The 14873-nt window shown below is 68.7% G+C and carries 12 protein-coding genes; 4 read left to right on the top strand and 8 right to left on the bottom strand.

Annotated elements, in window-relative coordinates; translation table 11 throughout:
* Positions 1–143 precede the first annotated feature (143 nt).
* The 6 genes from FZ033_RS08615 to FZ033_RS08640 form a co-directional block, all read right to left on the bottom strand.
* Positions 144–896, bottom strand: coding sequence for an SDR family NAD(P)-dependent oxidoreductase (locus FZ033_RS08615; protein WP_149575734.1), 753 nt, complete (start codon positions 894–896; stop codon positions 144–146).
* On the bottom strand, positions 893–1726 hold the full coding sequence (locus tag FZ033_RS08620) for a shikimate dehydrogenase family protein (RefSeq protein WP_149575735.1): 834 nt from the start codon (positions 1724–1726) through the stop codon (positions 893–895). Before FZ033_RS08620 ends, FZ033_RS08615 begins: the two co-directional genes overlap by 4 nt.
* Positions 1727–1755: 29 nt before the next feature.
* On the bottom strand, positions 1756–2460 hold the full coding sequence (locus FZ033_RS08625; protein ID WP_149575736.1) for an ABC transporter ATP-binding protein: 705 nt from the start codon (positions 2458–2460) through the stop codon (positions 1756–1758).
* The gene (locus FZ033_RS08630; RefSeq protein ID WP_149575737.1) at positions 2444–4291 is read right to left on the bottom strand and encodes a branched-chain amino acid ABC transporter ATP-binding protein/permease; all 1848 of its coding nucleotides are present in this window, start codon (positions 4289–4291) and stop codon (positions 2444–2446) included. The genes FZ033_RS08625 and FZ033_RS08630 overlap by 17 nt, the downstream gene beginning before the upstream one ends.
* Positions 4292–4295: 4 nt before the next feature.
* On the bottom strand, positions 4296–5168 hold the full coding sequence (locus FZ033_RS08635) for a branched-chain amino acid ABC transporter permease (protein ID WP_149575738.1): 873 nt from the start codon (positions 5166–5168) through the stop codon (positions 4296–4298).
* Between the two features lie 163 nt (positions 5169–5331).
* The gene (locus FZ033_RS08640) at positions 5332–6558 is read right to left on the bottom strand and encodes an ABC transporter substrate-binding protein (protein ID WP_149575739.1); all 1227 of its coding nucleotides are present in this window, start codon (positions 6556–6558) and stop codon (positions 5332–5334) included.
* Between the two features lie 230 nt (positions 6559–6788).
* Between FZ033_RS08640 and FZ033_RS08645 the strand changes: the two genes are divergently transcribed.
* The 4 genes from FZ033_RS08645 to FZ033_RS08660 all read left to right on the top strand — a co-directional run bounded on the left by FZ033_RS08645 (position 6789) and on the right by FZ033_RS08660 (position 10102).
* Positions 6789–7799, top strand: coding sequence for an NAD(P)H-quinone oxidoreductase (locus FZ033_RS08645; protein WP_149575740.1), 1011 nt, complete (start codon positions 6789–6791; stop codon positions 7797–7799).
* Complete coding sequence (locus FZ033_RS08650; protein ID WP_149575741.1) at positions 7796–8566, top strand: SDR family oxidoreductase; 771 nt, start codon at positions 7796–7798, stop codon at positions 8564–8566. The genes FZ033_RS08645 and FZ033_RS08650 overlap by 4 nt, the downstream gene beginning before the upstream one ends.
* Before the next feature lie 17 nt (positions 8567–8583).
* On the top strand, positions 8584–9324 hold the full coding sequence (locus FZ033_RS08655; protein WP_149575742.1) for an SDR family NAD(P)-dependent oxidoreductase: 741 nt from the start codon (positions 8584–8586) through the stop codon (positions 9322–9324).
* 61 nt (positions 9325–9385) lie between these two features.
* Positions 9386–10102: a FadR/GntR family transcriptional regulator gene (locus tag FZ033_RS08660; RefSeq protein WP_149575743.1), complete on the top strand. Its 717-nt coding sequence runs from the start codon at positions 9386–9388 to the stop codon at positions 10100–10102.
* A gap of 384 nt (positions 10103–10486) precedes the next feature.
* Here FZ033_RS08660 and FZ033_RS08665 read toward each other — a convergent pair whose 3' ends face one another.
* The gene (locus FZ033_RS08665; RefSeq protein WP_149575744.1) at positions 10487–12088 is read right to left on the bottom strand and encodes a serine hydrolase; all 1602 of its coding nucleotides are present in this window, start codon (positions 12086–12088) and stop codon (positions 10487–10489) included.
* Between the two features lie 307 nt (positions 12089–12395).
* On the bottom strand, positions 12396–14708 hold the full coding sequence (locus tag FZ033_RS08670; RefSeq protein ID WP_188079387.1) for a sensor histidine kinase: 2313 nt from the start codon (positions 14706–14708) through the stop codon (positions 12396–12398).
* Positions 14709–14873 lie beyond the last annotated feature (165 nt).

A 14873-nucleotide genomic window follows, 5' to 3' on the forward strand; every position in this document is an offset into this window, starting at 1 on the left:
GGCATGAAACGGGTGCGGGCTTGAGCCGGATGGCCCCGCCCGCGCGGTGGCGAAGCGGATGCATCCGTTGGCCGCGCGCCGCAAGCCCCTTTCTCCCGCAAAGGCCGTGTCCTTGCCGTGGAAAGCCCGGACACGGCATGCCGTCACACATAGCCGTAGGCGGACCAGCCGCCGTCCACGCCCATCACCTGCCCGGTGACCGCGCTCGAAGCATCGGAGGCGAGAAACACCGCCATGCGCGCCACTTCCTCCGCCTCCACCAGCCGGCCCATGGGGGTGCGGGCCTTCAGGCGGTCGAGGTCGAGGCGGCCGCGGGCGGCGAGGTCGTCCAGCAGCGCGGTGCGCACATAGCCGGGGGCGATGGCGTTCACCCGCACCTTGTCCCGCGCCCATTCGCAGGAGAGGGCTTTCGCCATCATGGCGACGGCCGCCTTGGAGGCGCAGTAGCCGATGCGCTCGGGCGCGGCGACCACGCCATACATGGAGGCCATCAGCAGCAGCGAGCCGCCGCCCTGGGCGATCATGCGGCGCCCCGCCTCCTGCGCCGTGAGGAAAGTGCCGGTGAGGTTGATGTCGATGACGCGCTCCCATTCCTCCTCGGTGACCGAGAGGGTGGGCGCGTTCTGGGAGACGCCGGCATTGGCGACGCAGATGTCCACCGGGCCGAAGCGGGCCTCGGCGGCGTCGAAGGCGCGGACGATATCCGCCTTCCGCGTGACTGAGCCCTTGACCGCGATGGTTTCGCCCAGCTCCTGCGCCCGCGCCTCGGCGGCGGGGTCGAGGTCGAGCAGCACCAGTGCCGCGCCCTCCGCCCGGAACGCCTGCGCCACCGCAAGGCCAAGCCCGGAGGCGCCGCCGGTGATGAGGGCGCAGCGACCAGCGAGGGACCCGCTCACTTGCCGGCTCCCGGAAGCGCGCGCATGCCGAGGAAGTCGGCCATGAGGTCGAGCTGGCAAGCCAGCATGGGCTTGCCGAAATGGATGCGGCAGCCCTTGGCCTTGGCGGCGGTGAGGAGGGCGGTCTCCTCCGGCTGCATGATCACCTCGGCCACGATCTGCTCCGGGGCAAGGCGCGCGGCATCGAGCGGCAGGGCATCGCCGTCCTTGAGGCCGAGGGAGGTGCCGTTCACCACGATGTCGTGGCCGGAGGGGTCAGGGGTGCCGATGTCCACCTGCGCCGCCGGATAGGCTTCGGCCAGGCGGGCGGCAAGGTCCTCCGCCTTGGCGCGGGTGCGATTGGCGATGGTGAGGCGGGAGATGCCGGCCTCCACGAAGGCGAAAGCGATGGCGTTGGCTGCCCCGCCGGCGCCGGCGAGATAGATGCTCTTGCCCTTCGGATCGATGCCCGCCGCCAGTAGGCCGCCGACGAAGCCCTTGCCGTCCAGCATCTCGCCGATGAGCCGGCCGTCCGCCTCGCGACGCACGGTGTTCACGGCGCCGATGCGGCGCGCGCTGTCGGAGACGGCATCGCACAGGTCCACGATGGCGGTCTTGTGCGGCACCGTCACCACGAAGCCGCCGAGGCTTTTCATGGTCTTGAGGCCGGCGACCAGGGTCGCGAGGTCGTCCGGGGCGACCTGGAACGGCACCATCACCCCGTCGCGGCCCTCGCGCGCCATCAGCGCATTGAGCATCTGCGGCGTCTTCACGTGATGGATGGGGTCCGCGAGGATGCCGTAGACCCGGGTCAGGCCGGTGATCTCGCGGGTGGTCGGAGCAGTGGTCATGGGGCAGGTTCCGGGGGTGGCCCGAAGGCTCAGATGCCGAGGTAGGCGGTCTTGATGTGCGGGTCGGACAAAAGGCCGATGCCGGTGTTCTCGAGGGCGATCTGGCCGTTCTCGATCACATAGGCGCGGTCGGCGATCTTCAGGGCGTGGAACGCCTTCTGCTCCACCAGCAGCACGGTTGTGCCGGTCTTGCAGATGCGGTCGATGACGTCGAACATCTGCTGCACGATGATGGGGGCAAGGCCCAGCGAGGGTTCATCCAGCATCAGCAGCTTGGGCTTCGCCATCAGCCCGCGGGCGATGGCCACCATCTGCTGCTCGCCGCCGGAGAGGGAGCCGGCGAGTTGGTCGAGGCGCTCGCGCACGCGAGGGAAGATGTCCAGCACCTCGTCGAAGCGCTGGGCCATGCCGGCGCGGACCTTGGGGTGGTAGCCGCCCATCAGCACGTTGTCGCGCACGCTCATCACCGGGAACAGCTGGCGTGCTTCCGGCACCATGATGAGGCCTGCGCCGACGATCTCGTCCGGGGGCAGGCGGTCGATGCGCTGGCCGTCGAACTCGATGCTGCCGGCGGTCGGCTTCACGAGGCCCGAGATGGCGCGCAGCAGCGTCGTCTTGCCGGCGCCGTTGGAGCCGATGATGGTCACCACCTCGCCGCGCCCCACCCGGAGCGACACGTCCTGGAGGATGACAGTGCGGCCGTAGCCGGCGGTGATCTCAGAGACCTTGAGCATCGACGAAATCCTCTCCGAGATAGGCCTCGATCACCCGTCTCTCGCGCACCACGGCGTCGGGCTTGCCTTCGGCGATCACCTTGCCGCTGTCGATCACCACGATGCGGTCGGACAGGCTCATGATGGCCTGCATGTTGTGCTCGATGGCGATCACGGTGACGCCGGTGTCGCGGATGGCGCGGATCAGCTCCACCATCTTCAGGGTGTCGGATTGGCTCTGGCCGGCCATCACCTCGTCCAGCAGCAGGATGGCGGGCTCGGTCGCGAGCGTGCGCGCCACCTCCAGCCGCTTCAGGCCGCCGATGGGCAGGGTTCCCGCCTCCAGGTCCTTCACGTCGTCGAGGCCCATGAGCTTCGCCACCCTCAAGGCGACGGCGCGGGCATCGTCCACGGAGCGATGGCGCAGGAAGGCGCCGATCATGATGTTCTCCAGCACGCTCAGCTTGCCGAAGGGCTGGACGATCTGGAAGGTGCGGCCGATGCCGAGCCGGGCGAAAGCGTCCGGCGAACTGGGCTGGTGCCACTTGCCGTCGGGGCCGAGGATCTCGATGGTGCCGGCATTGGGGGTGAGGAAGCCCGAGAGCTGGGCGAAGACGGTGGTCTTGCCGGCGCCGTTGGGGCCGATCACGCCCAGGATCTCGCCCCGCTTCAGGGTGAGGGAGACGTTGTCGGTGGCGGTCAGCCCGCCGAAGCGCTTGACGAGGTTCTGCGCCTTCAGCACCACCTCGCCGGGGGTGCCGGTGATGATCTTGGTGGCGGGCGCGACCACATCCGCGCGCGTCCGTCCGCCGCCGGGCAGCCTGTCGATGAGGCGCACCACGAACGGGCCGAAGGTGCCCACGAGGCCGCCCGGCAGGGTCAGCGTGATGATGACCAGCACGGACCCATAGACGAAGCCATGCAGGCCGTTGGCCGAGGCCCCGAGCCAGCCGCGGGCGAGTTCCGCGAGCGGAACCACCAGCACCGTGCCGAGCAGGGGCCCCGCCACCGTCCCGAGGCCGCCTATCAGGGCAAACATGGCGATCTCGATGGCGGTGGCGAGGGAGAACAGCGTCGCGGGCTCCAGGAAGGTCATGTACATGGCGTGGAAGGTGCCCACCAATGCGGTGAGCGCCGCCGAGATCGCCATGGCCCAGAGCTTGACGCCGTTGATGTTGATGCCCGCCGCCTGGGCCGCGCTGTCGCGTTCACGAACAGCTGTGAGCGCATAGCCGAGGCGGGAATGGCGGATCGCGTAGGACACCGCCAGGCAGAGCACCAGAAGTCCGAATGCAATGTAGAGATAGTTGATCTTGTCGCGGAAGATCATCCACGGCCAGCCGATCTGCAGCGGCACCACGAGGCCGGCCGAGCCGCCGGTGACCCCGTTGAAGTGGATGGACAACAGCCGCACCACCTCCAGGAAGGCGATGGTGGCCAGCGAGAAGAACGGCCCGCGCAGGCGGAAGCAGGGATAGCCGATGCCCAGGCTGACGAGGGCCGCCAGCGCCGCGCCAGCGATCATGCCGATCCAGGGCGACAGGCCGAAATGGGTCAGCAGCAGCGCTGCCGTATAGCCGCCCAGGCCGTAGAACACCGTGTGGCCCAGCGACAGCTGCCCGGCATAGCCGCCCAGGATGTTCCAGGCGGTGGAGAGCGCCCCGAACACGCAGATGGTGACGAACACATGCACCATGAAGGTGGAGCCCGACCAGGCCGGGATGATGACCAGCAGCGACAGGGCGATCAGCGCGCAATAGACGCGCGGATCGGTGAGCCGGGACAGGACCGAGAGCCCGCCGGGGGTAGGGGCGGTCCGGGAGTCCTTGAGCGAGGAGTCGTGAAGGCTCATCGTGTCACTCCGTGCCGCGGCCGAGGCCGAACAGGCCGGTGGGCTTGAAGATGAGGATCAGGAGGAACAGCGCGAAGTAGACGACCTCTTTCAGGTCGGGCGCGATGTAATAGCCGGAGAGGCTGTCCACGAGGCCGATGATCATGGCCCCGAAGAAGGCGCCGTACATGGAGCGCATGCCGCCCAGCACCACCACCACGAAGGCGGTGAGCACGAAATAGGTGCCGATGGTGGGTGTCACCGGATAAAGCGGCATCACCAGCGCGCTGGCAAGGCCCACGCAGGCCGCGCCCATGCCGAAGGCGATGACGTAGATCTTGTCCACCTTCACGCCCATCAGCAGCGCCGCGTTGCGGTTCTGCGCCGTGGCGCGGATGGCGCGGCCCAGCGCGGTGGACTGCATGAACAGGTGCAGCCCCGCCACCAGCGCCAGCGCGCAGACGAACATCACGATCTGCCCTTTCACCAGGGTGAAGCCGGCGACCTGGACCGAGCCCTGCGCCGAAGACGGCGGCACCGAATAAAGATCGGCGCCGAACAGCAGCAGCGCGAGATTCACCAGCGCGGTGGACAAGCCCACCGTGGCGAAGATCTGGATATGCTCGTCGGCGGAAAGCAGCGGCTGGATGATGAAGCGCTGCACCAGCGCGCCGAGGGCGAACAGCAGCAGCACCACGGGAATCGCGGATGCATAGGGATGCAGGCCGAACTTCGCGGCGAGCAGGTAGGCCGCATACATGCCGACCATCAGGAACTCGCCATGGGCGAAGTTCACCACCCGGACGATGCCGAAGATGAGGGTGAGGCCGACGCTGATGATGGCATACATGCTGCCGAGCAGGATGCCGTTGAGCACCAGCTGAATGAGAACGTCCATCGCGCTCCGCTCCAGTTGTGTTCGCGGGGTCTTTCGGCACGGGGCCGGACATGGGGTGAATAGCTTGGTGAATGCTTTGGGGATGCTTGCCCCCGCGCGAGGCCAGATCGCGCGGGGGCTGCGCGGCGACCCGACGGGGGCGCCGCAGGCAATCGGAAAAGCGTCAGTTGGCGCCGACGCCGGTCTTCAGCTTGGCGACCGCGGCCGCCTCGGGGAACACGGTGACGAGGTTGCCGCCCTGCCACTGCATGAGGAAGGGCTGGGCGCGGGTGTTCTGGCCCTGCTCGGAGAACTTGGCGCCCCAGCCGGTGGCGGTCTCGCCCACGGGGATGTCCACCTTCAGCACGGCGGCGCGCACCTTGTCGGCGTCCGTGCTCTTGGCGCTGGCGATGGCGTCGAAGAACACCTTGGCGCCCATATAGTTGGCCAGCGAATGGCCGGAGCGCGGATCGATGCCGTACTTCGCCTTGTACTTCGCCACGAATTCCGTGAGGCCGGGAGTGGCCTTGGGGTTCGTGTTGAACTGGGTGAAGTCCACGTCGAGGGCGCCTTCCATGTTCTCCGCGCCCACGGCCTGCATGGTGTCCCGGGTGGAATAGCCGCCGCCGGCGCCCATCACCGCCTTGGGCTTGTAGCCCTGGTCCTTCATCTGGCGGAAGAACAGCACGGTGTCGTTCTGGTAGGAGGTCTGCAGCACCACGTCCACACCGGCCGACTTGAGGCGCAGGATGACCGGGGTCAGGTCCACGGACTTCGCCGAATAGGGCAGGACCTCGACTACGTTGAGGCCCTTCTCCTTGGCACGGGTCTTCTGATAGCCGGAGACCGTCTGGCCGTAGAGGCTGTCCTCGTGGATGATGCCGACCTTGAGGTCCGTCGCCTTCACGCCGAGGGCCGGAGCCACCGCCTCGATCACCGAATCCACCATGCGGTTGGCGAAGTCACGGGCCGTGGCATTGGTGCGGAAGACGTATTTGAAGCCGCGTTCGGTGATGGGATCGGACACCGCGCCCAGCTCGAAATAGGGCACGCCGGCGAGCTCGGTCACCTGCGTCGCCGCCAGCGACAGGGACGAGGAGTAAGTGCCGAAAATGGCCGAGACCTTGTCCACGGAGGTGAGGCGCCGGGCCTCGCCCACCGCTTGGTTGGGATCGACCGCGTCGCCCTTGATGAACTCGATCTTCTTGCCGTCGATGCCGCCGGCTGCGTTGCGCTCTTCAACCGCCAGCTCGAAGCCGCGGAAGCTCTCGTCGCCCAGAAGCGCGAGGCCGCCCGAGAAGGGATAGAGGGCGCCAAATTTGACCGTGCCCTGGGCCGCCGCGGGTCCCGCGAAGGGGGAGACGGCAACAAGCAGTGCGGCGGCCAATGCCGCCCGCGCGAAACTCTTCATCGTCTCCTCCCTCGTCCGGCGCATCGGAGGCCGGCTCTTGCAACCCGTTATGCGGGCACGATTTTTAAGTGCCCGACGGCGGTGGGGCGGACATTGCCGCCCGTCTGGCGCTGCGGATAATGCAGATAACCAAGTTGCCTGACAAGTAGGACTTCTGTAGTTTTCCCGCATCGAGGTGCCCGCCGCGAAGAGGCGCCGACAAGACGCCTCGCGGAAGGCCCGAGGGAGGAATGCCGGTGGTTGAAATTCCCAGTTCCATGCGCCATGCCCGATTCACCGGAGCCGGCGGACCGGAGGTCATTGCCATCGAGACCGCGCCGGTGCCCTGCCCCGGGCCGGGGCAGGTGCTGGTGGAGGTGGTGGCCGCGGGTGTCAATCGCCCCGACTGCCTCCAGCGCGCCGGCAATTATCCCCCGCCCCCCGGCGCCACGGAAATTCCGGGCCTCGAGATTGCGGGCCGCGTCGTCGCGCTCGGCGAGGGTGTTGAGTCTCTGAAGATCGGCGATGAAGTCTGTGCCCTGGTGATCTCGGGTGGCTATGCCGAGTATTGCGTGGCGGAAGCCCCGCTCTGCCTGCCGATTCCAAAGCCGCTTTCGCTGCTTGAGGCCGCCGGACTGCCGGAAAACTATTACACCGTCTACGACAACGTCTTCACCCGCGGACGCCTGAAGTCGGGCGAGACCATCCTGATCCACGGCGGGTCGAGCGGCATCGGCTCCACCGCCATCCAGCTGGCGCACCATGCCGGAGCGCGTGTCATCGCCACCGCCGGCTCGCCGGAGAAGTGCGATTTCTGCCTGAAGCTGGGCGCGGACGCCGCCATCGACTATCGCGCCAAGGACTTCGTCGCCGAGGTGAAGGCGCTGACTGACGGGCGCGGCGTTGACGAGATCCTCGACATGGTGGGCGGTCCCTACGTGGCGCGCAACCTCCAGGCGCTGGCGGTGGAAGGGCGCCTCGTGCAGATCGCCTTCCTCCAGCCGAGCGAGGTCCAGATCGACCTCATGCCGGTGATGCTGAAGCGCCTGACCTTCACCGGCTCCACCCTGCGCGCCCGCTCCGTGGCGCTGAAATCCGAGATCGCCGAAGCGCTGAAGCGGGACGTGTGGCCGCTGCTGGAGGCGGGCAAGATCAAGCCCTTCGTCCACGCCACCTTCCCGCTGGATCAGGCGCGGGAGGCCCATGCGCTCATGGAATCGAGCGCCCACCTCGGCAAGATCATGCTGGAGACCGGACGGTGAACTTGTCGTCTTCCCCCGTCGTTTTCGTCACCGGAGCAGGGCGCGGCATCGGCCGCGCCATGGCGGACGCCCATGCGGATGCTGGCGCCGCCGTCGCCTATGTGGACTTTGATCCCGCCCTCGCCGAGGAGGCCGCCAACGCCGCCATCCAGCGCGGGGTGAAGGCCATTGGCCTTGCCGCCGACGTGGCCGACTATGCGGCCGTGGAAGCCGCCGCCCGCGCCGCCACCGAGGCGCTTGGGCCGGTGAGCGTGCTGGTCAACAATGCCGGCATCTCGCCCAAGGGCGGGGCCGACGGGCGCCGGGCCGAGGCGCCGGACATGGACCCGGCCGAATGGCGGCGGGTGATCGACGTCAACCTCACCGGCGCTTTCAATTGCGTGCGGGCGCTGTCGCCGGGCATGAAGGCGTTGGGGCGCGGGCGCATCATCAACATCTCGTCGGTGGCGGGGCGCACCTATTGCGACATCGTGGGGGTGCATTATGCCGCCTCCAAGGCCGCCCTCATCGGCTTCACCAAGCATCTGGCGGGGGAGCTGGGGCCTTACGGCATAACGGTCAACGCTATCGCCCCCGGCCGCATCGACACCCCCATGGTGCGGGGCACCGCCACCGCCGCCAACGAGGCGGTGCGGCTCGTCACGCCCCTGCGCCGCCTCGGCCAGCCGGAGGAGGTGGCGGAGGTCTGCCGCTTCCTGTCGTCGGACGCTGCCGCCTTCGTCACCGGCCAGGTGATCGACGTGGCCGGCGGCTGGCTGATGACCTGAAGTTCGGGAGGATCTCCATGTTCGACTTCAGGAACCGGACCCTGCTGCTCACCGGCGCCAACGGCGGCATCTCCCGCGCCATCGCGGAGACCTTCTTCGCGCTCGGCGCCAATTGCGTGCTCACCGACCTGGACGAGGCTGGCATCGCCGCCTTCGCCCGGGAGCTGGACCCCAGCGGCACCCGCGCCGTCGGCATCCGGCAGGATGCGGCCGACCCTGCCGACGCCGACCGCGCCCTCGCGCTGGTGAAGGAGCGCTTCGGCGCGCTGGACGTGCTCGTCACCTCCGCCGGCCTCTACCGCGACCGCAAGGTGGCGGAGATGTCGGATGCCCACTGGCGCACCGGCATCGCGGTCAATCTCGACGGGGTATTCTACACCTGCCGGGCGGCCATCCCCCATTTCTCCGAAAACGCCGCCATCGTGAACGTCGCCTCCATGGCGGGGCATCGCGGCAGCGTGGGGCATGCGGACTATGCGGCGGCGAAGGGGGCGGTGCTCAACTTTTCCCGGACGCTGGCCATGGAGCTGGCGCCCCGGGTGCGGGTGAATTCCGTGTCCCCCGGCCTCATCGACACGCCCATGGTGCGCGGCCTGATGGACGCCAACGGGGCGGCGCTGATCGCGGGAACGCCGGCGAAGCGGCTCGGCACGCCGCAGGAGGTCGCACGCGTGGTGGCCTTCCTTGCCTCCGACTGGGCCAGTTTCGTCACCGGCGAGACGGTCCATGTGAACGGTGGTCTTTATATTGCGAGTTGAGTTTGCAGATAGAGTCGCGCGATTTTGCGCGCGGCTCGGTCGGCTGAGCTAGGAGCAACGGATGGCCCAACCCCGCGACATCATCGGCCGGGCGCCTTCCCTCGCCGAGACGCTGGCGCACCGGCTCCGGGAGGAGATCGCCTCCGGCCGCCTCCAGCCGGGCGAGCGGCTGCCCACCGAGCACCAGATGGCGGAGACCTACGGCGTCAGCCGGCCCATCGTGCGCGAGGCGGTGGGGCGGCTGAAGCATGACGGCCTGGTCACCACCCGCCAGGGTGCCGGCGCGTTCGTGGCCGAGCCGGGCGCCGCTTCCACCTTCCGGCTCGACATCGCCGATTTCAGCGACAAGGTGGAGATGCGCGCCATCGTCGAGCTGCTGATGGCGGTGGAGGCCACCGCCACCGCCCATGCCGCCGTGCGCCGCTCGGAAGAGGATCTCGCCCGCATCGGGGAACAGCTCGAAGCCATGCAGGATGCCATCGTCCGCGGCGAGCCGGGGGTGGACGAGGACATGGCGTTTCATCGCAGTATCGTGGAGGCCACGGGCAATCCCTACTTCCGCGACCTGTCCCAGTTCCTCGATCACCGGGTGCGCCACTTCATCCGCACGGCGCGGGCGAACACGGCCCGCCATGGCGGGCTCGCCCAGGCGGTGCAGCGCGAGCACGATGCCATCTTCGCCGCCATCGAGAAGAAGGACCCCGTCGCCGCCCGCGCCGCCGCCGAGGAGCACCTGCGCAACGCCGCCGCCCGCCTCGCGGTCTATCTGGGGCCGTGAGGGGGGCTCTTGGGAGTGTCGAGCCGCTGAACCCTCTCCCGCTTGCGGGGGAGGGCAGGGTGGGGGCTGGCGGCTGCCGCAATCCCGCCCTTCGGGGGCACGGCCACGTCCCATTCCGGTACACTCCGCGCCCCGGGACCACACGCAGTCGGAACGCAGCGTGTCCGAATCGGTTATTGCTATCGTTTCCTGGTTTGTTCTTTCCGGGGCCTTTGGCTCAGCCTCCGGCGTCTTGCCCCCACCCCAACCCTCCCCCGCATCGAAGCCGGATGTTTCCGGCTTCGACCCTTGGGGATCCGAACTCGGCAACAGCCGAGTTAGGGCGGGAGAGGGGGCCGCGCCGGTTCGGGACGCGGGACATGGCCCCCTGAAATCCGCTCCCCCTCACCGCCGCTCGAAGGTGCCGAGGCCGTTGTCGTTGAAGAATTCCACCTTCATCCGCCGGTCCGAGAAGGTGACCTGCGACACCGATCCCGCCGGCGCCGTCTCCTCGCCCTCGGGCCGGAAGATGAAATCGTCCCCGCTCCAGTGGTCGAGGGTGAAGACCCGGGGCTTCGGTCCCACGGTGAGGACGAGGCGGCCCTTGTCCTCGCTCACCCGCGCCTCGCCGAAATAGGCATTGGCATAGGTGCCCACATAGGCGGACAGGGACTTGGCCGGCGCCGGCTTGGCCGGCGCGATCTTGCCCGCGAGAGCGCCGAGCGGCGTGTAGAGCGGATCGATGAGGGGGCCATAGGCGGCGAGCCAGTCCCGCGTCACCGTGCCGAACTGGGCAAGGTCCATGAAGCTGGCGGAGAGGGCTTCCGGCACGCCGGTGGGCTGGGCATTGGTGAGCACCACGATGCCCAGCTTCTCGGACGGCAGCAGCACGTAATTGGTGCCGGCACCGAGAATGAAGGCGCCGGAATGGTCGACCATCACCCGGCCCGCCGGCGACACGTTCACCGCGAAGCCATAGCCATAGAAGCCGGCGCGGGCGTCAGCGGCATAGGCGGGCGAGGAGATCATCTCCGGCCGCATGGCGGGCAGCAGCGCCTTCTCGGGCACGACCTGCCGGCCCTCGTAGGTGCCGCCGCCCAGCACGAAGCCGAGCCAGCGGGCCATGTCCCGCACGGACGAGCTCACCCCGCCCGCCGGGGACTGGGCCTGCGGATCGCGCTGGAACTTCGCGGCGAAGGTCTTGCTCTCCCCGATCTTGCCCACCCGCACATGGGGCACGGCGCGGTTGGGCCGGGCCATGTAGTCGGAAAAGCGCGAGGAGGTGGAGGCCATGCCCAGCGGCTTGTAGAGCACCTCGTCCGACAGGGTCTCCCAGTCCCTGCCCGATGCGGTGGCCACAGCCTCGGCGGCGGCGGTGACGCCGAAATTGGTGTAGGCGTAGGAGACGCGGAACGGGGCGAGGGGCAGCTTCTTCAGCCGCTCCAGCACCTGCCGCCGATCGTAGCCGAGGTCTTCCAGTTCGTCGCCAGCATGGTCCGGCAGGCCGGAACGGTGGCTGTAGAGATCGGCGATGGTGACGTGCTCGGACACCCAATCATCGTTCAGGGCGAACCAGGGCAGCAGGTCTTCCACCGGCGTGTCCCACTTCACCGTGCCCTTGCCCACCTCATGGGCGACAACGCCGGCGCCCACCGACTTGGACAGGGAGGCGAGCTGGAACACGGTGTCCGCGTCAATGGCCGCGCTCTCGCCCACCTTGCGCACGCCATAGCCCTTGAGGAACACCGTCTTGCCCTCGTGCACCACGGCCACCGCGAGGCCGGGCACGCCGCTGCGCGCCATGAGGTCCCGGGCGAGGGCATCGACCTTGCCCACCGCGCTCTCGATCTGCCCCTTGGGGATGGGCACGCCCGACGTCTGCGGCGGCGGCCGGGAGGCGTCGATCTGGGTCTGGGCGAGGGCGGGGGAGGCGAGGAGGAGGAGGGCGAGGGCTGTGGAGGGAAGGCCGGCGCGCCGGCCGGTTCGTGGGAAACGCCTGTGGGCCATCGGTGCTGCCTCCATCCGCCCGCGCGCGCCGGCGCAGGCTGCTTATGGCTCCAGGCTTAACGGCAGGGGCGGGCGGCCCGCAAGGGGCGGATGGAGCGGGGCAGGGCCGGGAGCCGAGCGGGATGTCGGGGCTGGCGGTGGAGGGGCCGGCGCTGGTGGTCTCGGACCGTCCGCCGGGCCGGTGGGGCGGACGGGACGCTGGATTACCTGCCGCGCCTCGGCTTCCTGCTGCGGCTTCTGGCGGGCGGGATCGGGCGCGGCGGCAACGACAACGGTTGAGACCGGGGCCGTCGGTCCGAGCGTCCGCTCACATCACCGCGGCCAGCCGCGGCGTCTCGTTGGAGTTGGCGGCGCGGCCGTTCACCGGCAGGCGGACGATGACGGTGGTGCCGCGCCCCTCGACGGAGCGGATGCGCATGGCGCCGCCGTGCAGCTCCACCAGTGACTTGGCGATGGCGAGGCCCAGGCCCGAGCCCTTGTGGGTCTTGGTGAACTGGCTCTCCACCTGCTCGAACGGCCGCCCGATCCGCGCCAGCGCGTCCTTGGCGATGCCGATGCCGGTATCCTCGATGGCGATCACCGCCGCCGCGCCGTTGATGCGCGCCTTCACCGCGATGTTGCCGCCCTCGGGGGTGAACTTCACCGCGTTGGAGAGCAGGTTCAGCAGGATCTGCTTCAGTGCCCTGCGATCGCCCTTGATGGCGAGGTTGTGCGCCGCCGCCATGGTCATGTCGATGTTCTTCTCGTCGCCGTTCACGGCCGTGACGCGCAGGGCGTCGGCGATGATGTCGTCGAGGGCCAGGTCCTCCACCTCCAGCTGCATGCGGCCGGCCTCGATCTTCGACATGTCGAGGATGTCGTTGATGACGTCGAGGAGGTAGGTGCCGGAGCCTTTGATGTCGGTGCAGTATTCGGCGTATTTCTCCGAGCCGAGCGGGCCGAACATGCCGCTCTCCATAATCTCCGAGAAGCCGATGATGGCGTTGAGCGGCGTGCGCAGCTCGTGGGACATGTTGGCGAGGAACTCGCTCTTGGCGCGGTTGGCGTCCTCGGCCTTGTTGCGCTCTTCCGAATACTTTTCCGCCAGTTCCGCCAGCTGCTGGGCCTGGTGCTCCAGGGTCTGCTGGGACTTGCGCAGGTCCGCCACCAGCGCCATCAGGCGCTTCTCGTTGTCCATGAGGCGCTCCTCATGGCGCTTCATGGTGGTGATGTCGGTGCCCACCGAGACGTAGCCGTTGTCCTTGGTGCGGCGCTCAGCGATCTTCAGCCAGCGGCCGTTGGAGAGCTGGGCCTCGAAGGCGCGCGAGCCCTCCTCGGGCTTGTCCTCGGGCTTCAGCGGGGTGCGGGTGATGGGGTGGCGGCCCACCGAGGCGATGGTCTCGAACGGGGTGCCTGCGTGGATGGCCTCGTCGGGCAGCTCGTGCAGGGACTGGAACTTGGAATTGCACAGCACCAGCCGGTTCTGGCTGTCCCACAGCACGAAGGCTTCCGAAATGCTCTCGATGGCGTCGCGCAGGCGCATGTCGGCGGTCACCGTGCGCTCGGCCATGCGCTGGGCCTCGGTGACATCCATGGCGATGCCGATGAGGTGGGGGCCGTCCTCGCCCTGCTGCTGGACCACTTCGGCGCGCATGCGCAGCCATACGAAGTCGCCCTTGGCGGTGCGCATGCGGAACACCCGGTCCACCGGCGTGCCCGGCCGCTCGGCCAGCTCCTGGGCCAGCTCGTAGAGGTCGCCGTCGTCGGGATGCACCAGCTTGGCGATCTCGCCGAAGGACACCAGCTCGTCCTTGCGCTCCAGCCCGAGGATCTCGAACATGGTGTCGGACCAGTACATGCGCCCACGGGCCATGTCCCAGTCCCACATGCCGCAGCGGCCGCGGTTGAGCGCGGTGTCGATGCGCCGGCGCACGGTGTCGTAGATGGCGTCCGCCTCGCGCGCCCGGCTCGCCTGCCAGTGGAACGAGAAGCCGAGAATGAGCAGCACGGTGCCGGTGGTGGTGAACAGGGTCACCGTCAGCGTGGTGGAATCCGACCAGGCCGCCAGCGCCCGCTCGGTGGGCTGGAGGAACACGATCTGCCCCAGCGGGGCGTTGAGGTTGCGCACGGTGGCCAGCGCCGTGCCGGTGCCGAAGGGCACCTCCAGCACGCCGGCGCGCTCGGCGAAGATGACGAGGGGCTGGGCCGGGTCGATCAGGTCGGCAAGGCTGGCCGGCGCCTCGGTGCGGGGCGCGGAGGCGATGATGCGGCCCTGGGCGTCGGTGACATAGGCGCGCCGCCCGCTCTCGGTGGCGCGGGGCGGCAGGCTCTCCTCCAGGGCGGAGGGCACGCGGGCGAGGGAATTGCCGGCGCGCAGGGTCAGGCCCTCGGCGGTGGCGAGGGCGAGGAGGGAGAGATCGTCCTTGGCGTTGTTGAGCTCGGCCACCCGGTGGGCGTGGATCTGCACCACCGCGCCGACCCCGATCACCACCAGGAAGGTGACGATGAGCGCCGGGACGATCCTGCGCAGGACCGGCTCCGCATCGAGCAGGCGCTGGTAGGCAGGGCGCGCGATCGACCGTGCCAGACCTCGAATGGCTTGGTCGCGCGCGCCTACGCTCGCAGCGTTGGCGCGTGCCATCGCCGGTCTCCTCCGGGTGTCCGGGGGCGTCGAGCGGCCTACTGCTCTTGAGCCCCCACGTCCTAGATCTGGAGGGACGTGCCGCATCTCTCCGAATCGAGCCCATTGGAATCGAATCGGAGGGCTGTTGTCTAGAGTCCAGCCGAGTCAAGAGGCGAATAAATA

The organism is Xanthobacter oligotrophicus, assembly GCF_008364685.1.
GTDB classification, from domain to species: domain Bacteria; phylum Pseudomonadota; class Alphaproteobacteria; order Rhizobiales; family Xanthobacteraceae; genus Xanthobacter; species Xanthobacter oligotrophicus.